Raw genomic sequence first — 23476 nt, 5'->3', positions numbered from 1 at the left:
ATTGGAGAACAGCATGTCTGCCGCCCCTACCTTGCAAAGCTTCATCGCCGGCCGCTGGCTTGGCCAGCACGGCGCCCAGGCCCTGCGTAGCGCCCTGGATGGCCACGTCTTGGCCTACAGCCACGAAGAACGCCCGGACTTCGCCGAAGCCGTGGACTTTGCCCGCGCCCGCGGCCTGGCCGCGCTGATGGCCATGGACTTCCAGCAACGCGCTGCCCGCCTTAAGGCATTGGCCCTGTACCTGGCCGAGCGCAAGGAGCAGCTCTATGCCCTGTCCCACCACAGCGGCGCCACCCGTGCCGACAGCTGGATCGACATCGAAGGCGGCAACGCCACGCTGTTCTCCTATGCGGGCATCGGCAGCCGTGAACTGCCGTCAGGCAACCTGGTGCACGAAGGCCCGGCCATCCCGCTGGGCAAGCAAGGCCATTTCGCCGGCAGCCACATCCTGGTGCCGCGCGCCGGCGTGGCAGTGCACATCAACGCCTTCAACTTCCCCATCTGGGGCATGCTGGAGAAGTTCGCCCCGACCTTCCTGGCCGGCATGCCGTGCATCGTCAAGCCGGCGACCTCGACCAGCTACCTGACCGAGGCCGTGGTGCGCCTGATGAATGCATCCGGGCTGTTGCCCGAAGGCAGCCTGCAACTGGTGATCGGCAGCACCGGCGACCTGCTCGACCGCCTGCAAGGCCAGGACGTGGTGACCTTCACAGGTTCCGCCGACACCGCCGCCAAATTGCGCGTCACGCCGAACCTGGTACGCAACTCGGTGCCGTTCACCGCCGAAGCCGATTCGCTGAACTGCGCCATCCTCGGCCCGGACGTGACCCCGGACAGCGAAGAGTTCGACCTGTACATCAAGGAGGTGGTCCGCGAAATGACCACCAAGGCCGGGCAGAAATGCACCGCCATCCGCCGCGCCATCGTACCGGCCAGGCACATCGACGCCGTTGCCACGCGCCTGCGCGAGCGGCTGGCCAAGGTGGTGGTCGGTGACCCGTCGCTGGAAGGCGTGCGCATGGGCGCCCTGGCCTCCCACGACCAGCAGCACGATGTGGCCGAGCGAGTGCGCAGCCTGCTGCAGAGCTGCGACCAGCTGTTCGGCGCCAGCGATGGCTTTGCACCGCGTGGCGAGGGTGTGGCCGAGGGCGCGTTCTTCGCCCCTACCTTGCTTCAGGCCCGTGACCCGCATGCCGAAGGCGGTGCCCACGATATCGAAGCGTTCGGCCCGGTCAGCACGCTGATGGCCTATGACGACCTCGATGAAGCCCTGGCGCTGGCCGCGCGGGGCAAAGGCAGCCTGGTGGCGACCCTGGTCACCGCCGACCGCAGCGTGGCAGCCAAGGCCATCCCGGTGGCCGCCGCCTGGCATGGCCGCCTGCTGGTACTCGACAGCGAGGCAGCCAAGGAATCCACAGGCCATGGCTCGCCATTGCCGCAGCTCAAGCATGGCGGCCCGGGCCGCGCTGGTGGTGGTGAAGAGCTGGGTGGCCTGCGTGCCGTCAAGCACTACCTGCAACGTGCCGCTGTACAGGGTTCGCCGAGCATGCTAACGGCGGTAACCGGCGAATACGTGCGCGGTGGCGAAGTGATCGAAACCGAAGTGCACCCGTTCCGCCGCTATTTCGAGCAGTTGCGCATCGGCGAGTCGCTGCTCACCCACCGGCGCACCGTGACCGAAGCCGACCTGGTCAACTTCGGCTGCCTGTCGGGTGACCATTTCTACATGCACTTCGACGAGATCGCCGCCAAGCAATCGCAGTTCGGCAAGCGCATCGCCCACGGCTATTTCGTGTTGTCGGCAGCGGCCGGGCTGTTCGTCTCCCCGGGTGCAGGCCCGGTACTTGCCAACTACGGCCTGGATACCCTGCGCTTCATCAACCCGGTGGGCATCGGCGACACCATCCAGGCGCGCCTGACCTGCAAGCGCAAGATCGACCAGGGCAAGACCAGCCCGCTGGGCCAGCCCCAGGGCGTGGTGGCGTGGGATGTGGAGGTGACCAACCAGCTGGGCGAGCTGGTCGCCAGCTACGACATTCTCACCCTGGTGCTGAAACAGCCCTGACAGTGCCGTTGGTCAGGGGCGGTGGAGATCCAACCGACCTCCCCTGGCTGTTGCCGCTCTCATTCAATGAGGGGTGGTCAATGGCTTCGCCTCTCACTCCTGTATTGGGCCCGCCTGATCGCGGGCCTTTTTTTCATCGAGAGCGAGGGTTGCGAGATGAAGGACATGCTTGGCATGGGTGGCGGCAGCGCACAGGATGACTGGCCAGAGCTCGAGCCGGACCGGCGCAATGACCGGGCAGATGACCCGGATGCCGACCCCAATGTGACAGATGACGAAGAAAACCGCCCGGGCGTACCGGCCAGCGACCCCGAGTCCGGTGCCTAGACGGCCTGCGCGTACCTAACGCTGTGCATGGCACCGGCTGTGCCGGTGTTCGCGGGCGCGCCCGCTCCCACAGGTATGGCGCACTCCTTGAGCTGGTGGTGTCCCTGTGGGAGCGGGCATGCCCGCGAAGCAGGCGACGCGGTGCTTTGAGCAAGACAGTTGTTCATACAAGGATTGCGCAAGGTCTTGCAATCGGGAATCACATTGTCGCCGCAGACTGGTTCGGCTTGCCGCCGGATACCCGCCAGCTCACCGCGGTAATGCCATAGCGCTCGGCCATCGGCCTGCTGACTTTCCTGATCTTCTCCCGGCCGAACTTGGGAATGATGCCGATGCCCGCATCGCAACTCGCCCAATGCCAGGCCTCGGCATTGTCCAGCGTCTCCAGACGAATGATGAAACTGCGCGGCTGGCCATGCAGTTGGTAATCGATGATGTACAGCTGTGGGCTAGGCATCGCAGGGGCCTCCTCTTCTCCATGGATGACACCCTGATTGATCGGGGCACGGCCAGAAGATTCAAAAAATTGTCGAACAACAGGTACCAGAGGCTATTGCAGCCTCGTTACGCAGGGTCTGGCCGGCACCCGGTACCTGCGGATACCGGGTGTCCAGCAACCCTTCAACTTACTGCTGGCGGCCCCCGCCGTGGCTGTTCTGGCCGCCCTTTCGACCGGCCTCCGATGCCCGTTGGCGGTCATTGGCGAAGTTGCCGCCAGAAGCCTGCCCGCCTTTGTGCCCCGCACGGGAGGCCCGTTCCCGGTCGTTGGCGAAATTGCCTGGGTTGGTTTCCTTGGTACCGCCGCGCTGGCTGGTGCGCTCTTGATCCTGCGCCATGTGGTTTCTCCTTGCGATGGATGGGTCGCATGGATGCTTGCCATGCCTTGGTTCCGAGCCGCCGATCACATAGTCTGCTCAATGGTTTTGCCGGCAACTGACCAGTGGCACCAAACATGGGTCGGCAAAAGGTTGGCGTGACGGAAGCAGGCGGGTCGCACTTTCCTGTGCCTGCGGAGGTCTCAACAACATGGCGACGGCCTATAATCCCGCCACACACACGCCCGATGATGCTGCTACGGGCGGAACGTTCCGGTCTGCACAAGGCTCCGTCCATGAAGTCGTCCCCCAAGCAACCTGCCTCGCCCCAGAACCCGGCGCTCAGCCCCAGCCACCTGGATTTCCCGGTGGTGGGCATCGGTGCATCGGCAGGCGGCCTGGAAGCGATCTGTACGCTGTTCCGGCAAATGCCCAGCGATTGCGGCATGGCCTTCGTCGTGGTCCTGCACCTGTCCCCCGACCACCAGAGCGTCGCCGACCGCATCATCCAGGAGACCACGCAAATGCCGGTGCGCCAGGTGACCGAGCCGGTGCCGATCGAGCGCAACCACATCTACGTGATTTCACCGGCCAATCGCCTGTCCACCAACGACGGCTACCTGCGCGTGACCCAGGCCAACCGGCGCCGTGGCGACCACGTGGCCATCGACCTGTTCTTCCGTGACCTGGCTGACGTGCACAAGGACCACGCCTTCTGCGTGGTGTTGTCCGGTACCGGTGCTGATGGCGCCGTGGGCCTTTCGCGGATCAAGGAGCAAGGCGGCGTGACCTTGGCGCAAAACCCGGACGACGCCCAGTACGACAGCATGCCCCGCGCCGCCATCGAGACCGGCATGGTCGACCTGGTGCTGCCGGCGGCAGAAATGCCGCAGAAGCTGCTGGAACTGTGGCGCAATGCCCGCCAGGTCCGGCTCCCGGAAATCGAGGACGACACCCTGCCACCGGCCTTGGGCACCCGTGTCGGCGATGCCCAGGCCAGCGAGCCGATGCTCGAGGAGATCCTGCTGCAATTGCGCAGCAATACCGGCCACGACTTCCAGCACTACAAGCGCGCCACGGTGCTGCGGCGCATCGAGCGCCGCCTGCATGTGACCGGCCAGGCAGACCTGGCGGCCTACCTGCATTACCTGGAACAGCACCCCGCGGAATCCCGGGCGTTGCTGGCCGACATGCTGATTGGCGTGACCAATTTCTTCCGCGACCGCGAAGCGTTCGAAGCACTGGAGCGCCATGTGTTGCCACAGCTGGTCTGCGAACGCGACCCGGCCGAGGGCGCCGACGAGATACGCGTGTGGTCGGCCGGCTGCTCCACCGGCGAAGAGGCGTACAGCCTGGCCATGCTGGTTTGCGAGCAGCTGGCACTGGAGCAGCGCTCGCACAAGGTACAGGTGTTCGCCACCGACCTGGACGAACGCGCCATCGGTATCGCCCGCAGTGGTTCCTACCCCGAAGCGATCGTCACCGACGTGCCGCCCAGCCGGCTGCGCCAGTTCTTCCTCAAGGAAGACCAGCATTACCGGGTGCGCAAAGAAGTTCGCGAGAAGGTGCTGTTCGCTCGGCATAACCTGCTGTCGGACCCACCGTTCTCGCAGATCGACCTGATTGTCTGCCGCAACCTGCTTATCTACCTGGACCGCGAAGTGCAGCGTGACATCCTGCAGATGTTCCACTTCGCCCTGCGCCCGGGTGGCTACCTGTTCCTCGGTTCGTCCGAGTCGGCCGACATGGCCAGTGAACTGTTCGCCCCGGTGGACAAGCGCAATCGCATTTTCCGCGCACTCGATGCCAGCAATACCGGCCGCCGTTCCGGCCGTCAGCTGGCCGGCACATCTGCCGCCAGCATGCCCCTGGAAACGCTGGCCAAGGCCAAGCCGGGGCGCAAGCCATCGTTCGCCGACCTGCACTACCGCGCCCTGGCGCGCCGCATGCCGCCCAGCCTGATCGTCGATATCGACGGCAATATCCTGCACATGAGTGAAGGCGTGGGGCGTTTCCTGCAAGTGGCCGGTGGCGAACCGAGCCGCAGCCTGCTCAACCTGGTGCTGCCGCCCCTGCGCCTGGCCCTGCGCAGCACCTTGTTCCAGGCGCGTCAGGGGACCGAGGCGGTGACTTCGCGCCCTGTCGACCTGGCGGAAACCATGGGCAAACTGCAGGTGGAGATCACCGTGCAGCCGTACAAGGACGACCTCAGCGCCAGCGATTGCCTGCTGGTGGTATTCGAGGAACGCGCGCCCGACCCGTCCCTGCCGTTGCCCGGCGTCATCCGCCAGACCGACAGCATGGTGCTGCAAAACCTCGAACGCGAACTGCAGCGCACTCGCCTGCAACTGCAGGAAACCATCGAGCAGTCAGAGGTCTCCAGCGAGGAGCTGACGGCTTCCAACGAAGAGATGCAGGCCATCAACGAGGAGTTGCGTTCGGCCAGCGAAGAACTGGAAACCAGCAAGGAAGAGCTGCAGTCGATCAACGAGGAACTGCTCACGGTCAACTACGAGCTGAAGAACAAAGTCGAGGAAACCGACAAGGTCAACGACTACCTCAGCAACCTGATCGCCTGCACCGAGATCGCCACGGTGTTCGTCGACCGCAACCTGCATATCCGCTGGTTCACCCCGCGCGCCACCGACCTGTTCAACATGCTGCCGGTCGATACCGGCCGTTCCCTTCTCGACATCACCCACCGCCTGGATTACCCCGCGCTGGCCGACGATGCCCGCGCCGTGGCCCAAGGCGAGGCCATCATCGAGCGTGAAATCGGCGGCCAGGGCGATCACTGGTACCTGGCGCGCCTGCTGCCCTACCGCTCCAGCGAGCAGAAAATCGACGGCACGGTGCTGACCTTCATCGACATCAGCAGCAGCCATGCCGCCGAAGAGCGCGTGCGCCTGGGCGAAGAGCGCCTGAGCAAGCAATTGGCCGAGTCGCAGAGCACCAGCCACATGAAGGACGAGTTCTTCGCCGTCATGTCCCATGAACTCAAGCACCCGCTCAACCTGATCCAGCTCAATGCCGAAATCCTTCGCCGCCTGCCGTCGCTACGGAACATAAGTGCAGCGAGCAAGGCCGTTGGTACCATTTGCGATGCGGTAACCAGCCAGGCGCGGATCATCGACGACCTGCTGGATGTGGCGCGCATTCGGACCGGCAAGCTTAAGCTCAAGACCGAACCTGTGGATCTGCTCGCCCTCCTGCAGGGCATCCACGATGTGGTGGTGAGCGAGCAACACCCCTGCCCGGTTCGCCTGGAGCTGCCCGCCGACACCCTGCCGGTGATGATCGAAGGTGACGTTACCCGCCTGGAGCAGATCATCTGGAACCTGCTCAACAACGCGCTGAAGTTCAGCCCGGCGGGCAATGAGATACGCCTGGTGCTGAGCCACGACGAGGACCATGCCCGCCTGCAGGTAATCGACCATGGCGTGGGCCTGAGCCACGACAGCCTCGAGCACATCTTCGACCTGTTCAGCCAGGCTACGTCGCAACAGGCCAGCCACAGCCGCGAAGGCCTGGGCATCGGCCTGTCGCTGGTAAGGCAACTGGTCGAGGCACATGGCGGTACCGTCCGCGCCACATCAGCGGGGCTTGGCCTGGGCTGCACCTTCACGGTCACCCTGCCCCTTTGCGAAACGCAGCCCCAGCAGCGTACGCAGGGCTCGGAGCCGCCGAGCGAGGGCCGTCTGAACGGAATTCGCGTATTGCTGGTGGATGACTCCGTAGAGGTGCTGGCGGTAATGCAGGAGCTGCTGGAAATGGAGAGCGCCACTGTCAATGCCTTCAGCAAGCCGCGTGAGGCCCTGGACGCCGCTGCGGGTGAGGAATACGACATCATCCTGTCCGATATCGGCATGCCGGTGATGGACGGCCATGCGTTGATCAAGGCCCTGCGTGGCTACGTGCACCTGCGCCATACCCCGGCCATCGCCCTGACCGGTTATGGCGCCAGCGCCGACCAGTACAAGTCGCGCCAGTCGGGCTTCGACCGGCACCTGAGCAAGCCGGTGGGCTATGACGAGCTGGTGGAGGCCATCGAGGCGCTGAGCGGCTCGGTGCCTTACTGACCGTTGGTCGCTTTAAACGCAACGTTCATTGCTGCCGGGGGCCGAATCTACATGGAATGAGGGATTCGCCCAGGAGCCTGAATGAAGCCAGTCAAGCATCGCGCCACCATCATCTGCCGGCATGGCAAACAAACCCATAAATGGTTGTGGGTGAGAAAGCCCAACGCCGCCTGGACCCTGCCCGGCGGCAAGATAGAGCCCGGCGAGACGCCGGTGCAGGCAGCGGAGCGTGAATTGCTTGAGGAAACCGGGTTGCAGGCAGAATCGCTGACCCTCTTGATGCGTCATGAAACGGCAGAGCGCATGCATTATGTGTTCGAGGCGGAGTTCGCCGACGCCCCGCATCCCAAGGCGCAGCATGAAATTGTCGATTGCCGGTTCGCTCACCCGGACCAGGTGCCCATGCTCAAGGACGAGATCAAGCTGCTGATCCGCTCTTTGCTGGCCTGTGACCGGGCTACGGCGGCGTCAGTGAGGTAGACCTTCTACACCTGTGCCGGCCCTTTCGCGGGCTTGCCCGCTCCCACAGGTTCGGTGGAATGCCTGTGGGAGCGGGCAAGCCCCCACAGGTGCTCCACCGTGTCTGAAGCATGTGCTGAACCTGTGGGAGCGGGTTCACCCGCGAAGAGGCCGGCACAGGAATCCGCTAGGCATGCACACTCCACTGACACGCCTCTGCCTCGATCGGCATTTCATCAATGGCATGGATCATCCCGTTCGCCAATGCCTCCCGGGGCCCGAGTATCCGCGGGTAGGCCATCAGATACCGCGGTACATCCAGCACCTCGTCCGCCCCTTCAGTCCGCTCGGCGACGATCTGTGCATACAGCCGCAGGTCATAGTCCAGGCTCATCGCATATTCGGCCATGCGGGAGTGGTCGACCGAGCCATGCAAGGTCCAGTGGAACGGATGGAACAGGAACTTGCTGTAACTGCATGCCGTGCGCCGATCCCCGGCCAGGAACAGGATGTTGCCCATGGATTCCACCGTGCCGAGGTTGTGGGTATGCACCTCGACCGGTAACGCCCGCAGAAAGTTGTACAAGGTAAACCCGTAGCTGCACTCGCCGCCCATGGTGGCGATGTTCAGTTGCAGGACTTCGGCCCCCTGCTGCAACGCCCGCGAACAGGTGTTGATCAGGTTGCCGCAGGTGGATGAATTGATAGGCCCGGTGAAGTGGACGATATGTCTGGCCATGCTTGCCTCCAGGGTTGGCAGGTCATTCCTTGGGTTTCTGCGCATCATCACCCTGCCCGGCCATCTGCCGGTACTGCTTGCGCAGGGCATGCAGCTCGGCCGGGTCCATGTCTTCAAGGTCCAGCAGCGCCTTGTGCGCCTGTTGGGTGGTGCGCAACAGCTCATCGATCTTGATGTGCAGTTCGTCGTTGTCGCGGTTCTGGGTGTTCTGGATCAGGAACACCATGAGGAAGGTGATGATGGTGGTCGAGGTGTTGATCACCAGTTGCCAGGTGTCGTTGAAGCCGAACAACGGCCCGGTCACTGCCCAGATCAGGATCAGCAGGCAGGCGATGCCAAAAGTCAGCGGGCGGCCGGCCCAATTGGCCAGCCATTGGGCGAAACGGTCGAATTTCATCCTGGCGCCCTTCCTCGTAGCAGGTATGCGGTGGAAACGTCGCGGGCCGCAAAGTTCCACGCGGCATCAGCCTTTTCCGTTGGTCAACCGTGCTGAACCCTGGCCGCTGTTGACCGGTCGCACTTTCAGAGTGACCGAACAAGGACCCGGCAATGAGGAAGGCAGCGTGAGCGATATCCGCATCGGCATCTCCGGCTGGCGCTACGGCCCGTGGCGCAAGGATTTCTACCCGAAGGGCCTGCCCCAGGACAACGAACTGGCGTTCGCTTCGCGAGCGGTCAACAGCATTGAAATCAACGGCTCGTTCTACAGCCTGCAAACACCCGAACGCTACCAGGGCTGGCATGACGAAACGCCGCCTGGGTTCGTGTTCGCGGTAAAAGCCCCGCGTTACATCACCCATGTACGGCGGCTCAAGCACATCGAAGAGGCCGTGGCCAATTTCTTCGCCTCCGGGCCGCTGCTGCTCGGCAAGAAGCTGGGCCCGTTCCTGTGGCAGTTTCCGCCGAACATGAAGTTCGACGAGGCCCGCTTCGCCCGTTTTCTCGAACTGCTGCCGCACAGCCGCAAGGATGCCCGCGAATGCGCACAGGGGTGTGCACCGCGCCTGAAGGACAACGGCAGCACCGATATCAAGGGCAACGCACGGCTGCGCCACGCGGTGGAAATCCGCAACGAAAGCTTTTTGTGCGAAGCCTTCATCAAGCTGCTGCGCAAGTACCGTGTTGCGCTGGTAGTGGCCGACAGTGCCGGAAAATGGCCCTATGTCGAGGACCTTACCGCCGACTTCGTGTACATGCGCCTGCATGGCGATGTCGAACTGTACAGCAGTGGTTACACCGCCCAGGCGCTGCGGCGCTGGAAGCAGCGCATCCAGCACTGGAGCCAGGGCCGCCAGGCCGACGATGCCCAGCTGGTGGTGCCAGGGCCGCCACCGCGGCGCGCCACCCGTGACGTCTACTGCTATTTCGACAACGACCAGAAAGTCCATGCGCCTTATGACGCCCGGCGCCTGTTGCAGAAGCTGTCGCTGGACCATGAGCTGATGACCGAGCCTGGCGTGGTGCCGGAGGTGACCCTGTGAACAGGACCCTGCCTGCCCCGCACTGCATCATCGACAAGATCACCGCCGTGCGTCGGCTGAATGTACTGACGTTGAACGTGCACAAGGGCTTCACCTTCTTCAACCGGCGCTTCATCCTGCCCGAGTTGCGCGAAGCCGTGCGCGCCACCGGCGCCGACCTGGTGTTCCTGCAGGAAGTGCACGGCAGCCACCAGCAGCATGCCCTGCGCCACCCGGCCTGGCCGGATACGCCACAGTACGAGTTCCTGGCCGACAGCATGTGGCCGCAGTTCGCCTACGGCCGCAATGCCGTATACCCCCATGGCGACCACGGCAACGCGCTGCTGTCGAAATTCCCCATCAGCCGCTTCGACAACCTGGACGTCTCGGTGCAGGGCAACGAGCAGCGCGGCCTGTTGCATTGCCAGCTGGAAGTGCCTGGCCATGACCAGGTGCATGCGGTGTGCGTGCACCTGGGCCTGCGCGAGGCCCACCGGCAACGCCAGGTGAAGCTGCTGCTGGACCTGCTAGGCAGCCTGCCGCCCAAGGCCCCGGTGATCGTTGCCGGCGATTTCAACGATTGGCGGCTGAAGGCCGATGCGGTGCTGTGCGAACACCTGGTGGAAGCGTTCGGCGAGCATTTCGGCACCCCGGCACGCAGTTTCCCGGCGCGCCTGCCGTTGTTGCGCCTGGACCGCATCTACCTGCGCAACGCCATGCCCGGCACGGCCCAGGTGCTGTCCAAGTACCCGTGGTCGCACCTTTCCGACCACGCCCCTCTGGCTTCGGAGATCAAACTGTGAACCGACCCTGGGTAGACGGCAACAGCGTGCAGTTGCTGATCAATGGCGAGCAATACTACCCCCGCGTGTTCGAGGCCATGAGCCAGGCACGGGAGGAAATCCTGCTGGAGACCTTCATCATCTTCGATGACAAGGTTGGCCAGCAATTGCAGCAGGTGCTGATCGATGCCGCCCGCCGCGGCGTGCGTGTCGAAGTGGCCGTGGATGGGTACGGCACGGCCGACCTGCCCGACTCTTTCATTGCGGCCATGACCGATGCCGGAGTCAGTTTCCACGCCTTCGACCCGCAGCCGCGGCTGGTGGGCATGCGCACCAACCTGTTCCGGCGCCTGCACCGCAAGATCGTGGTGGTCGATGGCGAGCGGGCCTTCATTGGTGGCATCAACTACAGCGCCGACCATTTGGGCGACTTTGGCCCCATGGCCAAGCAGGACTATGCCGTGGAGGTCGTCGGCCCGGTGGTGGCACAGGTTCATGCCGCCAGCAAGCGCCTGATGTCACCGGTGCTGCAGCCGCCCAGCGCGGTAAGGCCATTGACCGAGCCTGCCGGTACCTGCACCGCCGTGCTGGTCGAGCGCGACAACAAGGTGCGCAGCACCGATATCGAGGCCCACTACCTGCAGGCGTTTCGCAGTGCCCGGCGGCGCATCGTGGTGGCCAATGCGTATTTCTTCCCGGGCTACCGGCTGATGCGTGAATTGCGCAATGCGTCCCGGCGCGGCGTGGAGGTTCGGCTGATCCTGCAGGGCCAGCCAGACATGCGCTGGGTACGGGCGCTGTCGCGACTGCTGTACAACTACCTGCTGCGCGACGGCGTGGCCATTCACGAGTATTGCCAACGGCCGCTGCACGGCAAGGTGGCGCTGGTGGATGATGAGTGGGCCACGGTCGGCTCCAGCAACCTGGACCCGCTCAGCCTGTCGTTCAACCTTGAAGCCAACCTGTTCATCCGTGACCGCGCCTTCAACCAGCAGCTCAACCAGCACCTGCAGGCGCTGGCCCGCGAACAATGCAAGCCGGTCACCCTAGAACGCATGGTTCGCGGCTACTGGTGGCGGGCACCGCTGATTTTCGTGTGTTTCCACGTGATCCGCCATTTCCCGCGGATTGCCGGTTGGTTCCCGGCGCACCGTCAGCACCTGCGCTCGGTGCAGCCGGAGGCCGAGGCACAGGTTGACTATCACGAGGGCAAGACCTGATGGCGCGAAAACACTGGCAAATCTGGGGCAAGCGGCTGTTCACCCTGGCATTCCTGATCCTGATCCCTGCGCTGTTGTACCTGCTGGCGCGCAACCTGGACTGGAACGAAGTGCGCCAGTCGTTGCTGGCCTACAAGCCTGGCACCCTGGCCATCGGCCTGGTGCTGGCCGGGTGCAGCTACCTGACGTTCGCCAGCTACGACCTGCTGGCCCGGGCCTACACCGGCCACCACCTGCCGGCCCGCCAAGTGTTGCCGGTTGCCTTCGTGTGCTATGCCTTCAACCTCAATTTCACCACCTGGGTGGGTGGCGTTGCCTTGCGCTACCGGCTCTACAGCCGCCTGGGCCTGGACACGGCGACCATCACGCGCATCCTCACCCTGGGCCTGCTGACCAACTGGATGGGCTACATGCTGCTGGCTGGCACAGTGTTCGCCTTGCGCCTGGTCGAGCTGCCCGCCAACTGGGCGGTCGGCGCCAGCGGTCTGCAACTGATCGGCGTGGTATTGCTGGCGATTGCCGCAGGCTACCTGCTGGCCTGTGGTTTCGCCAAAAAGCGCACCTGGCGCTGGCGTGACCATGAGGTAACGCTGCCGTCGCTGCGCCTGGCGCTGTGCCAGGTGGTACTGGGTGCCAGCAACTGGGCGCTGATGGCACTGCTGATCTTCTGGTTGCTGCCTGGCGAAGCCTTCTACCCGTCGATACTAGGCATCCTGCTGATCAGTTGCGTGGCTGGTGTGGTCGCGCATATCCCGGCCGGGCTGGGTGTGCTGGAAACGGTGTTCCTGGCCCTGCTGCATGGGCAGCTTGCCCAAGGCACACTGGTGGCGGCCCTGCTGGGTTACCGCACGCTGTACTACCTGGTGCCGCTGTTGCTGGCGGTGCTGACCTACCTGATCCTGGAGAAACGCGCCAAGGCCATGCGCCGGCGCGACAAGCCTGCCTAGACCTATCGAGGGCCACTGGCCCGGGAGGTGGCAAATGCGTGGCGCTGTCTTGAAGCCGATGTTGATACTGATGGTGGCGAGCCTGGTCAGCGGCCAGGCCCTGGCCGAAGCCTGCAATGTGCTCACCCGCTCCTCCAGCGAGGCGGTAACGCCGGTGGAGCGGCACAGCTGCTACAGCTACAGCAACCTGCCCGCCGAAGCGATCAACTGGTCATGCAGCAACGAGAGCAAGGACATGCTCAACAGCGAAAAGCACAAGGTCGCGCGTTGTGCGGATGGCAGCGTCGGCAGTTGCATCGCGCCGTTGACCCAGGAGGCATTGGCCAACCCCAAGGCAGCTGGCGGTGACAAGCCGGCGTTGCCCAAGGATGCGCGGGTGATCACCTACTACTACGACACCCCCAGCCTGGGCCAGGCCCGCACCGATTGCGAGCGTAGCAACGGTATCTGGCAGACTCACTGAGCCAACTGTATTGCCTGCTCTGGCCCTATCGCCGGCAAGCCAGTTCTCATAGAACTGCACATAACTCATTGAATTAGCAGGGACCCTGTGGGAGCGGCTTTAGCCGCGAACACCGGCGCAGCCGGTGCCATGCACCGCGTTGGATTCTTCGCGGCTAAAGCCGCTCCCACAGGGTACGAGGATCGCTTGCGAATTCAGTTATCTGCGCGACAGCACAGCCCTTGAGGTCAATGCGGTCGATGTGGGAGCTGGCTTGCCGGCGATAGGGCCAGAACAGGCATCCACGACAGTTGCATCAAATAATGATGTCCTGGCCGCGGGGCCCCTCAGGCTTCAGGGCGAAATCGGGTCACTCGCCGGAAAAGTCTCGTCCAGCGCATTGTCCACCGCGCTTTCCCCAGTCTTTTCACCACAGTGGCAGTCCGGCATCCGGCACGGCTCGCCATTGCGATGCCCGCTGGCACAGGCCTCGCAGCAATACACCTTGCCTTCGAGCTGCAAGGCATTGGCATCCACGGTGCAGGAACAATGCGCACAGGCACAACGTACCTCGTTCATGGCTTGCTCTCCTCGTCATCGATCACATCATCGCTCCACGGTTCGCCATCAAGCGGCGCGGAGCGGGCCAGTTCGGCTTCGTCCAGGCCTATGCCGCCGCCAATCTCGTTGGCCTCTACCCGCCTCAGGGTCTTGTCTGCAGGGCCGCCGCTGCCACCGGGTTCGTGCGGGTCACGGGCGCCGGTTTCATCCAGCAAGGTGTCCGGGCTCAGGTCGTCGTAGGTGACGTTGTCCTCGTGCAGGCTGTCGCTCAACGCCTCGCCGCCGGTCATGCCGCTTTCGGCCACGCGCCGCGGCGGGAACTCGCGGGCCACGTCCGCGGCCGGTCGCTCGTCACCCACACGCCCCTCGCGTTCATCCAGGCGCTCGTCGAAGTCCAGTTCATGCACGCTGCCCATGCGGTCTTCGGTGTCGTCGATTTCAGTGGGGGTATACGGCTTCGGTTCATCTGCTCGGGCCATGTGCGTTCTCCGTCAGGTGGCTTCATTCGGTCGACTGCACGAGCTGCTGGAAGATTCAGAGTTTTTTTGAACTACCGCCCGGGCCGCTGCCTCCGAGATTAGAGACTGCGAACCGCCCGGAGCCCGCCATGGCCAAGCCCCTGCAGGAATATGCGCGCAAGCGCGACTTCAATGCCACGCCCGAGCCCAGCGGCAAGCGCAGCCGTGGCAAGCGGGCCCATGCGCTGCAGTTCTGCATCCAGAAGCACGATGCCAGCCACCTGCACTACGACTTCCGCCTGGAGCTCGATGGCACGCTGAAAAGTTGGGCCATCCCCAAAGGGCCGTCGCTGGACCCCAAGGTGCGGCGCCTGGCCGTGCACGTGGAGGACCACCCGCTGGACTACGCCGACTTCGAAGGCCATATCCCCGAAGGCCATTACGGCGCGGGCGACGTGATCGTGTGGGACCGGGGCATCTGGGAGCCCGAAGGCGATGCGCGTGAGGCCTATGCCAAGGGCAAGCTGCGTTTTCGCCTGCAAGGCGAAAAGCTCGGCGGTGTATGGAACCTGTTCCGCACCCACCTGGCCGGCAAGAAGGAGCAGTGGATGCTGGTCAAGTCGCACGACAGCCAGGCGCGCAGCGAAGCCGACTACAGCATCGTCGACGCCCAGCCCGACAGCGTGCTCAGCGACCGCACGCTGGTGCCGCGCAAGCCGGCAGCAAAAAAGGCCGCCGCGCCACGTCGCAAAAGCGCCAGCAAAGGCCGGAAGGTGCCGTTGCCGGCACAGCTGCAGCCACAACTGGCGACCTTGGTCGACTCCCCGCCCAGTGGCGACTGGCGCTACGAGGTCAAGTTCGACGGTTACCGCATCCTTGCCCGCATCGACGGTGATGACGTGCGCCTGTTCACCCGCAATGGCCATGACTGGAGCGGCAAGATGCCCAGGCAGGTTGCCGCCTTGCGTGCGCTGGGCCTCGATTCGGCCTGGCTCGATGGCGAGGTGGTGGTGGCCGGCGAATACGGCGCGGCGGACTTCCAGGCGCTGCAGAACGCTTTCGACACCGAGCATGACGAGCACATCACCTATTACCTGTTCGATTTGCCCTTCCTGGGCGGCCAGGACCTGCGTCAGTTACCGCTGCAGGACCGGCGCAACACTTTGCAGCAGTTGCTGGAACACAACGAATCGGACGTACTCAAGTACTCCGCCGACTTTGACCAGCCCGTCGAATCCCTGCTCGACAGCGCCTGCCGGCTGCAACTTGAAGGCCTGATAGGCAAGCGCGTCGACAGCCCCTACAGCGGCCGCCGCAGCCCCGACTGGATCAAGCTCAAGTGCAAGCTGCGCCAGGAGTTCGTGATCGTCGGCTACACCGACCCCAAAGGCAGCCGCAGCGGTTTCGGCGCCCTGCTGCTGGCCTTGCACGACAACGACTGCGGCGAGTTGCGCTATGCCGGCAAGGTCGGCACCGGCTTCAGTGCAACCACGCTGGCCAGCATTCATGCCCGGCTGAAACCGTTGGAAATCGCCAGGCCGGCCCTGCCCAACCCGCCCACCGGGGCCGAAGCCCGGGGCGTGCACTGGCTGAAACCGCAACTGCTGGCCGAAGTCGCCTACGCCCAGATGACCCGTGACGGCATCGTGCGCCACTCGGTGTTTCACGGCCTGCGCGATGACAAACCGGCTACCGCCATCGACCTGGAGCGCAGCATGCCCGCCAAGACCCTGCCCAAGCGCAAGCAGGGCAAGGCCCCCGAGGCCTTGGGCGAGCTGCGCCTGACCCACCCCGAGCGAGTGGTCGACGCCACCAGCGGCGTTACCAAGCGTGAGGTCGCCGAGTACTACGCCGCCGTCAGCCAGTGGATACTGCCCCAGCTCGAGCACCGCCCGGTGGCGCTGGTGCGCGCGCCGGACGGCCTGGCCGGGGAGCTGTTCTTCCAGAAGAACGCCGGCCAACTGCATCTGCCCAACGTGCTCAGCTACGACAAGGCCGAGGCCGGCCAGGCGGCAATGGTCGTCAACCGCGCCGACACCTTGCTGGGTGCCGTGCAGATGAACATGATCGAGCTGCACACCTGGAACGCCACCGACAAGGACTTCGACAAGCCCGACCGCTTCGTCCTCGACCTCGACCCGGACCCGGCGCTGCCGTGGAAGGCCATGCTCGAAGCCACTCAACTGGCCCTGACGCTGCTGGATGAACTGGGCTTGAAGGTGTTTCTAAAGACCAGTGGCGGCAAAGGCATGCACCTGGTCGTGCCCCTGACCCGGCGGGCCAACTGGGATGAAGTCAAGGCTTTCAGCCACGGCATCGTCGATTACCTGGCCAGGCTGTTCCCCGACAGGCTCAGCGCCGTGTCCGGGCCCAAGAATCGCATCGGGCGCATCTTCATCGACTACCTGCGCAACGGCAAGGGCGCGACCACCGCCTGCGCCTTTACCCTGCGCGCCCGCGAAGGCCTGCCGGTATCCGTGCCGATCTGGCGCGAGGAACTGCCGCAACTCAAGGGCGCCAACCAGTGGAACATCGGCAACGTGCTTGAACGCCTGGGCGAGGTGGACGACCCCTGGGCGGAGTATGGCAAGACAAGGCAATCGATCACCGTGGGCATGCGCAAGCAGCTGGGGCTGGCCTGATGACGGCTTGCCTGCAGCGCTACGCCCGCAGTGCCTCACCAAGGAGCCGAGCCCATGAGCATCGTCCAGGATTTTGACCTGACCAACCTCGATCGCCTGCTGCGAGCTTTCAGCGAGAGGCAGCAACCGCTCAACCTGGATACCCAGTTGCCGCAGCTGATCCAGGCACTGCAAGCCGACCACCTCGACCTGCTGCCCCTGCCCGGCCAGGGCAATACGCTACGGCGCTGGCAAACCCTGGCCCGGGTGGCAGGCTGTGACCTGGCCTTGGCCAAGCTGTACGAGGGCCACACCGACGCGTTGGCGATCCTTGCCGAATGCGCTGCGGCGCACCACGCTGCCGAGGGTATATGGGGCGTGTGGGCCGCCGAACCGCCAGGTGCCCGCGCCTGCATCGTCGCCCGTGATGGCGACCAGGTCCGCCTGGAGGGTCGCAAGGCCTGGTGTTCGGGCGCACTGCAGATCGACCGGGCGCTGGTCACGGCCTGGGACCAGCACGACCAGCCCCAGCTGGTGGCCATCGAACTGTCCCATCCCAGCCAGGGCCTTGCCATAGACCGTTGGCAGGCCATCGGCATGGCCACCACCGCCAGTGTCGAAGTCGAATTCAACCACACCCCTGGCATCGCCATCGGCCGCCCTGGGCAATACCTGTCACGCCCCGGGTTCTGGCACGGCGGCGCTGGCATTGCGGCCTGCTGGTACGGCGCCGCCGAAGCCCTGGCAGACTACCTGCGCGAACACTGCCGCAACCCCCGCCCCGACCCACATGCCGATGCTCACCTGGGCGCGGTCGATGCAGCCTTGTACGGCGCCAGGGCGGCACTGCGCGAATGCGCGGCGTGGATCGACCGCCAGCCAGGCGCGGACGCCAGCTTCGAAGTACGCCGCACCCGCGCCCAGGTGGAACAGGCCGTGGAGCAGGTGATCCACCACGTTGGCCGGGCGCTGGGCGCCACGCCTTTCTGCCGCGACAACCACTTTGCCCGGCTGAGCGCCGACTTGCCGGTGTTCCTGCGCCAGAGCCATGCCGAGCGCGACCTGGCGGCGCTCGGCGAGCAGTTGGCACAACGGCCGGCGGGAGTCTGGCAGCTATGAGGCAGAACCTGATCCAGGCGAACAGCGGTACGCCGTGGGCGGCCTGGCAGCAGGGCGCGCACCTGGCCAGGGCCACCTGGATCACCCCGCAGCAGCTGTGCCCGCCAGGCCGCCGCCTGGTACTGCTGGCTCCGCACCCCGATGATGAAATTCTCATGGCCGGCGGGCTGCTGGCGGGCTTTCATGGCCGGGAAGACGACCTTGTGCTGATCTCCGCCACCGATGGTGAAGCCAGCCACCCCGGCTCTACCCACTGGAGCGAACACCGCCTGCGCCGGCAAAGGCCGCTGGAAAGCCGCCATGCGCTGCAACAGCTTGACCTCGACCTCGGCCGCCTGGACTGGCGGCGGCTCCACCTCAAAGACGGCGCGTTGCCACGTGACGAGGCGTTTCTGCTCAACCACCTGAGCCAGTTGCTCAGGCCTGACGACCTGCTGATGGCCACCTGGAGCGGCGATGGCCACTGTGACCACGAGGCAGTGGGCCGGGCCGCGGCGCAGGCGGCCCGGATGCGCAAGGTGCAATGCCTGGAGGTACCCGTGTGGGCCTGGCACTGGGCGCAACCGGACGACCCGCGCCTGCCTTGGCCGCGGGCCCACCGCATTCAGCTGGACGAGGCCAGCCTGGCCCGCAAGCGCAAGGCCCTGGCCGCCCATGTCAGCCAGCTGGAGCCGGATGGCCAGCGCCCGCCCGTACTGCCGCCGAACTTGCTGGATTGTCTGCTGCAACCTTTCGAACTGGTGTTCCTGTAAATGGAGTTGTCATGAGCCTCGACCCACAGTATTTCGCCGACCTGTACGCCACCAGTGAAGACCCTTGGGCCTTTCGCACCCGCTGGTACGAAAAGCGCAAGCGCGAACTGGTCATGGCCAGCCTGCCGCGCCAGTGCTACCAGCGCGTGTTCGAGCCGGCTTGCGCCAATGGCGAGCTCAGCGCCTTGCTGGCCGAGCGTTGTGCCAACCTGTTGTGCCAGGACCTGGACCCTACTGCGGTAGCGCTGGCCGGTGAACGCTTGGCTGGACTGAGCAATGTCTCGGTGGAACTGGCGCGGCTGCCGTCGGACTGGCCGCATGGGCATTTCGACCTGATCGTGCTGAGCGAAGTGGGTTACTACCTCGACCCGACCGACTGGTTGCAGGTGATCGAACAGTCGGTGGCCAGCCTGACCTACGACGGTGGGCTGGTGGCCTGCCACTGGAAGCATCCCATCGCCGGTTGCCCGCAGGACGGGCGTGAAGTGCACCGCATGCTGGCCCGGCACCTTCCGCTGTATCTGCAGTTCCAGCATGACGAGGCGGACTTCGTGCTGGAGTACTGGGCCTCTCAGCCCAGCGTGGTCGACCTCGACGAGACCTGCCCATGATTGCCGTGGTGATCCCGGCCCACAACGAGGCCCGGCGCCTTGGGCGCTGCCTGCGGGCAGTACTGGCTGCCGCCCTGCAGGCGCAGCAGGCGGGGCACCAGGTGGAGGTGCTGGTGGTGCTGGACCGCTGCAGCGATGGCAGCGCTGCCGTGGCAAGGCGTTTCGGTGTACAGGTGCTGACGGTGGATGCCGGCAACGTCGGTATGGCCCGCCGGGTGGGCGCGGCATACATGGTCGAGCGCGGCGCGCAGTGGCTGGCCTGCACCGATGCCGACAGCCGGGTGCCAGCGCACTGGCTGCTGTCGCAACTGGCCTGCGGTGCCGAGGTGGTGTGCGGCACGGTGCATGTCGAGTACTGGCAACCCTGGCAGACAGCGGCCTTGCGCAAGCTGTACCACAGCCGTTACCAGGCACGTGAGGGGCATCGGCATGTGCATGGGGCCAATCTGGGTGTGTGTGCCGACGCCTATGATCGAGTGGGCGGCTTCCAGCCCCTGGCGGCACATGAGGATGTGCAACTGGTCAACGACCTGCAGGCCAGTGGTGCGCAGATCGTATGGACCGCCAGGCATAGCGTGGCCACCAGCAGCCGGCGCGACAGCCGGGCCCGCGAAGGGTTTGGCGATTATCTGGCAGGGTTGCAGACGCAGGTTTGAGGAGGCTTGTGTTCCCGGGCAAACCTGATGCCGGTCAGTACGCATTTTGGGGCCGCTTTGCGGCCCTTCGCGGGCTTGCCCGCTCCCACAGGAACCGCGCATTTTCTGAGCCTCGCACCAAACCTGTGGGAGCGGGCAAGCCCGCGAAGGGCTGCAAAGCAGCCCCAATCAAACTAGCAAATGCCAATGACCGGCTTTAGGGTAAACCCGCCCACCCGATACAGGCGCCATGGTTCACGACGCCTTGCGTGTCTTCTTCGCCGGCTTCTTGCCACCGAGGCTGCGCTTGAGCAGTTCGGTGAGGTCGAGGATGTCGGCGCTTTTCCCCGCTTCCGTCGCCTCGCCCTTCTCCACAGTCTCGATCTTGCCCTTGCTGGCCTTCTCTTCCACCAGGTCCATGATGGTCTGGCGGAATGCATCATGGTACTCCGCGGGCTTCCAGGGCCCGCTCATGTCTTCCACCAACCGCTTGGCCATGTCCAGTTCGCGCTTGTCCACCTTGGCCTCGGTGACGCTGCTGTCCAGTTCCAGCGTTTCCAGCCCGCGCACTTCTTCGGGCCAGCGCAGGGTGATCATCACCAGCGCATCATCCAGCGGGCGCAACAGCGCCAGGTGCTGTCGGGTGTGCAGCACCACCGTGGCCAGCGCCACCTTGCCGGTTTTTGCCAGGGTTTCGCGCAGCAAGGCGTACACCTTGCCGCCACGGCGGTCGGGGGTAAGGTAGTACGGCGTGTCGAAGTGCTGCAGCGGGATCTCGCCAGCCTCCACGAAGGAAAAGATATCGATCGTCTGGGTCGCCTCGGGCCGGGCCTTGCGGATTTCCTCCTCGCTGATCACCACGTAGCGGCCCTTCTCGAACTCGACGCCCTTGACGATGTTGTCCTTGTCGATTTCCTTGCCGGTGACCTTGTTCACCCGCTTGTAGCCGACCGGCTCCATGCTGCGCTTGTCGAGCCAGTCGAAATCGACCCGCTCGGTGCGCACCGCGGTATTCAAGGCCACGGGGATGTGCACGAGGCCGAAACTGATGGCGCCTTTCCAGATTGCCCTAGCCATGGAGGTGCTCCCAGGTTGCCTGCCATACCTGAATCGACTGCAACGGGCGGCGAAGGTTTAGCCGCCCCGCCCTACGGCAGCGGGTTGCCGCCGGTCACGCCGAACACCTCGCCGGTGATGTAGCTGGACTCCTGGCTGGCCAGCAACACATACACCGGCGCACATTCGGCGGGCTGCCCCGGTCGCTTCATCGGTGTATGCGCGCCGAAGTCGGGGATTTTCTCCGGTGGCTGGCCGCCGCTGGGCTGCAGCACGGTCCAGATGGGGCCAGGGGCAACGGCGTTGACCCGGATACCGCGCTCGATCACCTGCTTGGCCAAGGCCTTGGTGAAGGCAACGATCGCGGCCTTGGTGGTGGCATAGTCGAGCAAGGTGGCCGAAGGCTGGTAGGACTGGATCGAGGCGGTGTTGATGATGGTCGCCCCCGCCGGCATCAGCGGCACGGCCGCCTGGCACAGCCAGAACAGCGCGTAGACGTTGGTTTTCAGGGTGTGGTCGAACTGCTCGTGGCTGACCTGGCTGATGTCCTTGCGCGCCTCCTGCTTGCCGGCGACGTTGACCAGGATGTCCAGGCCGCCGAGCTGCTCGTGGGCCTGGTCGACCAGTTCCTTGCAGAACTGCTCGTCCTTCAGGTCACCGGCAAGGGCCACCACCTTGCGGCCTTCGGCTTCGATCAGCTTGATGACTTCGCGGGCATCGGGTTGTTCGATGGGCAGGTAATTGAGTGCAATGTCGGCACCTTCGCGGGCGAAGGCAATGGCCACTGCCCGGCCGATGCCCGAGTCTGCGCCGGTGATCAGCGCCTTGCGCCCCGCAAGGCGGCCAAAGCCCTTGTAGGTGGTTTCGCCGTGGTCTGGTTCGGGCTGCATGTTGGCGTCCAGCCCTGGTGCTGGCTGGCCTTGGGCCGGGAACGGAGGGTGCGGGTACTGGGTCAGCGGGTTCTGCATGCTGAACTGGTCGTGCGGTTTGCTGGGCATGGGGGCCACTCCTCTGGTGAAACCGGTGTTGGCCCATTCGCGGGCTTGCCCGCTCCCACAGGTATTGAAACTGGTGGTAGTCCTGTGGGAGCGGCAAGCCCGCGAAGGCCGTTCTACCGATTTCGAGGTAAACCGCCATCGATGGTTTTTTCCGACTGGCCCAAACACTGACCAGCGGTCGATACGTCACTCAAAGTGACTAGTTCCGTACCTCAGCTGCGTCGACATCCGGCGCATCCGGTGCATCTGGCGCGTCTGGAGCATCTGGCGCGTCGTCCACATCCGCCCTTGCAGCGTCTCTGGCTGCATTGGCAGCGACTTTGGCTTCGTCCCTGGCGGCATCTGCCGTAGCCCTGGCAGCATCTCTGGCGGCATCAGCTTCGTCTCTGGCTGCGTCCCGGGCAGCATCTGCCGCGGCCCTGGCAGCGTCTCTGGCTTCATCTGCGCCGGCTACGCCAGCAGCTTTTGCGGCGTCACGGGCTGCATCCGCCTCGGCTCTGGCAGCGTCTCTGGCGGCATCTGCAGTAGCTTTTGCCGCATCCCGGGCGGCATCTGCTTCAGCCCTTGCAGCGTCTCTGGCTGCATCAGCATCGTCTCGGGCTGCGTCCCTGGCGGCATCTGCCGCATCGTTGTCGTTGTCGTTGTCGTTGTCGTTGTCATGCGCATCGCCTGGGCCTCTGCCGGCCATGCCACCATGGTCACCATCGCCGGCCCCCGGGCCACCATGGCCGGCATGACCGCCACCGCCGTCACCGCCGTGACCACTGCCTCCGCCACCGCTGCCACCACCGTGACCGCCACCGCCTCCAGAGCCACCGCTGCCACCACCGTGACCACCGCCACCTCCAGAGCCACCGCCGCCACTACCGTGACCGCCGCCGCCTCCAGAACCACCGCTGCCACCACCGTGACCGCCGCCACCTCCAGAGCCACCGCCGCCACTACCGTGACCGCCGCCGCCTCCAGAACCACCGCCGCCGCTGCCACCGTCTTTGGCATACACGCTGGAGAAACTACCGATGTAATCGGGCACCAGCACGGTCGAGGCCGACAGGACGCCACCTATTGCCAATGCCAACAAACATTTCTTGAGCAACATGATGCACCTCCGCTTGGAGTTGCGTCGTCATCTCCGTATCGAACGCAATGACCAATGAGTTCGCAACCGCCCATGGAGCGGACAGCCAACCGGCGCGGCCATAGATCTGCAGTGTCAGCGAGCAGCTTCGGTTTCGCACGATCCTTCAGAGCCAGTCAGCATCTTTGCGTGGGAAATATTCCCACATATTAAGACTAGTCCGGTTTGCCTGAGTTCCAAACACCGAATATC

General features: G+C 64.7%; 23 protein-coding genes. 14 read left to right on the top strand and 9 right to left on the bottom strand.

The features are described 5' to 3' along the window. Nucleotides 1-13 precede the first annotated feature (13 nt). Together paaZ and CAG44_RS28835 are read left to right on the top strand one after the other, a co-directional pair. The gene (gene paaZ / locus CAG44_RS17305; RefSeq protein WP_025339102.1) at nt 14-2065 is read left to right on the top strand and encodes a phenylacetic acid degradation bifunctional protein PaaZ; all 2052 of its coding nucleotides are present in this window, start codon (nt 14-16) and stop codon (nt 2063-2065) included. A gap of 156 nt (nt 2066-2221) precedes the next feature. After that, nucleotides 2222-2392 (top strand): hypothetical protein, encoded by a 171-nt coding sequence (locus tag CAG44_RS28835; protein WP_155951620.1) that lies wholly within the window; start codon nt 2222-2224, stop codon nt 2390-2392. A 199-nt stretch (nt 2393-2591) separates the two neighbouring features. Here the strand turns inward: CAG44_RS28835 and CAG44_RS17300 are convergent, their stop codons facing one another. Together CAG44_RS17300 and CAG44_RS17295 are read right to left on the bottom strand one after the other, a co-directional pair. Then, entirely contained in the window at nt 2592-2849 is a 258-nt protein-coding gene (locus CAG44_RS17300) for a DUF6555 family protein (RefSeq protein WP_025339101.1), read from the bottom strand. A 169-nt stretch (nt 2850-3018) separates the two neighbouring features. Continuing rightward, nucleotides 3019-3228: a general stress protein gene (locus CAG44_RS17295; protein WP_003259459.1), complete on the bottom strand. Its 210-nt coding sequence runs from the start codon at nt 3226-3228 to the stop codon at nt 3019-3021. A gap of 275 nt (nt 3229-3503) precedes the next feature. Between CAG44_RS17295 and CAG44_RS17290 the strand changes: the two genes are divergently transcribed. Beyond that, nucleotides 3504-7286 (top strand): CheR family methyltransferase, encoded by a 3783-nt coding sequence (locus CAG44_RS17290; RefSeq protein WP_085692593.1) that lies wholly within the window; start codon nt 3504-3506, stop codon nt 7284-7286. Nucleotides 7287-7367: 81 nt separating this feature from the next. After that, entirely contained in the window at nt 7368-7766 is a 399-nt protein-coding gene (locus tag CAG44_RS17285) for an NUDIX hydrolase (RefSeq protein ID WP_025339099.1), read from the top strand. A 166-nt stretch (nt 7767-7932) separates the two neighbouring features. Here CAG44_RS17285 and CAG44_RS17280 read toward each other — a convergent pair whose 3' ends face one another. Both CAG44_RS17280 and CAG44_RS17275 read right to left on the bottom strand, forming a co-directional pair. Next, entirely contained in the window at nt 7933-8484 is a 552-nt protein-coding gene (locus tag CAG44_RS17280; RefSeq protein WP_025339098.1) for an ATP-dependent Clp protease proteolytic subunit, read from the bottom strand. A gap of 22 nt (nt 8485-8506) precedes the next feature. Further along, nucleotides 8507-8881, bottom strand: a complete 375-nt coding sequence (locus CAG44_RS17275; protein ID WP_025339097.1) for a low affinity iron permease family protein — start codon at nt 8879-8881, stop codon at nt 8507-8509. A gap of 166 nt (nt 8882-9047) precedes the next feature. Here CAG44_RS17275 and CAG44_RS17270 point away from each other — a divergent pair, with 166 nt between their 5' ends. Genes CAG44_RS17270 through CAG44_RS17250 form a run of 5 tightly spaced genes read left to right on the top strand, consistent with a single transcriptional unit; the run spans nt 9048 to nt 13356 of the window. Continuing rightward, on the top strand, nt 9048-9965 hold the full coding sequence (locus CAG44_RS17270; protein WP_085692592.1) for a DUF72 domain-containing protein: 918 nt from the start codon (nt 9048-9050) through the stop codon (nt 9963-9965). Next, a complete protein-coding gene (locus tag CAG44_RS17265; protein WP_085692591.1) occupies nt 9962-10747 on the top strand; it encodes an endonuclease/exonuclease/phosphatase family protein in 786 nt (261 codons plus the stop codon). The genes CAG44_RS17270 and CAG44_RS17265 overlap by 4 nt, the downstream gene beginning before the upstream one ends. Next, on the top strand, nt 10744-11946 hold the full coding sequence (gene clsB, locus CAG44_RS17260; protein WP_085589671.1) for a cardiolipin synthase ClsB: 1203 nt from the start codon (nt 10744-10746) through the stop codon (nt 11944-11946). Before CAG44_RS17265 ends, clsB begins: the two co-directional genes overlap by 4 nt. Beyond that, the gene (locus tag CAG44_RS17255; RefSeq protein WP_025339093.1) at nt 11946-12893 is read left to right on the top strand and encodes a lysylphosphatidylglycerol synthase domain-containing protein; all 948 of its coding nucleotides are present in this window, start codon (nt 11946-11948) and stop codon (nt 12891-12893) included. The genes clsB and CAG44_RS17255 overlap by 1 nt, the downstream gene beginning before the upstream one ends. A gap of 34 nt (nt 12894-12927) precedes the next feature. After that, a complete protein-coding gene (locus CAG44_RS17250) occupies nt 12928-13356 on the top strand; it encodes a hypothetical protein (protein WP_025339092.1) in 429 nt (142 codons plus the stop codon). 333 nt (nt 13357-13689) lie between these two features. Here the strand turns inward: CAG44_RS17250 and CAG44_RS17245 are convergent, their stop codons facing one another. Continuing rightward, nucleotides 13690-13914, bottom strand: a complete 225-nt coding sequence (locus CAG44_RS17245; RefSeq protein ID WP_025339091.1) for a metallothionein — start codon at nt 13912-13914, stop codon at nt 13690-13692. Next, on the bottom strand, nt 13911-14375 hold the full coding sequence (locus tag CAG44_RS17240; protein WP_084785182.1) for a phosphotransferase system, HPr-related protein: 465 nt from the start codon (nt 14373-14375) through the stop codon (nt 13911-13913). The genes CAG44_RS17245 and CAG44_RS17240 overlap by 4 nt, the downstream gene beginning before the upstream one ends. Nucleotides 14376-14503: 128 nt before the next feature. On the opposite strand from CAG44_RS17240, the gene ligD reads away from it, so the two are divergent. Genes ligD through CAG44_RS17215 form a run of 5 tightly spaced genes read left to right on the top strand, consistent with a single transcriptional unit; the run spans nt 14504 to nt 20113 of the window. Then, on the top strand, nt 14504-16996 hold the full coding sequence (gene ligD, locus CAG44_RS17235) for a DNA ligase D (protein ID WP_085692590.1): 2493 nt from the start codon (nt 14504-14506) through the stop codon (nt 16994-16996). Nucleotides 16997-17050: 54 nt separating this feature from the next. Next, complete coding sequence (locus CAG44_RS17230) at nt 17051-18094, top strand: acyl-CoA dehydrogenase family protein (protein WP_085692589.1); 1044 nt, start codon at nt 17051-17053, stop codon at nt 18092-18094. Further along, nucleotides 18091-18846, top strand: coding sequence for a PIG-L deacetylase family protein (locus CAG44_RS17225; RefSeq protein WP_085589663.1), 756 nt, complete (start codon nt 18091-18093; stop codon nt 18844-18846). The genes CAG44_RS17230 and CAG44_RS17225 overlap by 4 nt, the downstream gene beginning before the upstream one ends. An 11-nt stretch (nt 18847-18857) precedes the next feature. Then, complete coding sequence (locus tag CAG44_RS17220) at nt 18858-19457, top strand: bifunctional 2-polyprenyl-6-hydroxyphenol methylase/3-demethylubiquinol 3-O-methyltransferase UbiG (RefSeq protein ID WP_085589661.1); 600 nt, start codon at nt 18858-18860, stop codon at nt 19455-19457. Continuing rightward, entirely contained in the window at nt 19454-20113 is a 660-nt protein-coding gene (locus CAG44_RS17215) for a glycosyltransferase family 2 protein (protein ID WP_085692588.1), read from the top strand. Before CAG44_RS17220 ends, CAG44_RS17215 begins: the two co-directional genes overlap by 4 nt. A gap of 234 nt (nt 20114-20347) precedes the next feature. Here CAG44_RS17215 and CAG44_RS17210 read toward each other — a convergent pair whose 3' ends face one another. The 3 genes from CAG44_RS17210 to CAG44_RS28830 form a co-directional block, all read right to left on the bottom strand. Then, on the bottom strand, nt 20348-21169 hold the full coding sequence (locus CAG44_RS17210; RefSeq protein WP_075045214.1) for a Ku protein: 822 nt from the start codon (nt 21167-21169) through the stop codon (nt 20348-20350). A gap of 71 nt (nt 21170-21240) precedes the next feature. Further along, the gene (locus CAG44_RS17205; RefSeq protein WP_075045213.1) at nt 21241-22146 is read right to left on the bottom strand and encodes an SDR family oxidoreductase; all 906 of its coding nucleotides are present in this window, start codon (nt 22144-22146) and stop codon (nt 21241-21243) included. A gap of 450 nt (nt 22147-22596) precedes the next feature. Next, nucleotides 22597-23145 (bottom strand): hypothetical protein, encoded by a 549-nt coding sequence (locus CAG44_RS28830; protein ID WP_158091151.1) that lies wholly within the window; start codon nt 23143-23145, stop codon nt 22597-22599. Between the last annotated feature and the right edge of the window lie 331 nt (nt 23146-23476).

Source organism: Pseudomonas sp. B13(2017) (genome assembly GCF_002113245.1).
GTDB classification, from domain to species: Bacteria; Pseudomonadota; Gammaproteobacteria; order Pseudomonadales; family Pseudomonadaceae; genus Aquipseudomonas; species Aquipseudomonas putida_Z.
This window is presented reverse-complemented; position numbering and strand designations above follow the sequence as displayed.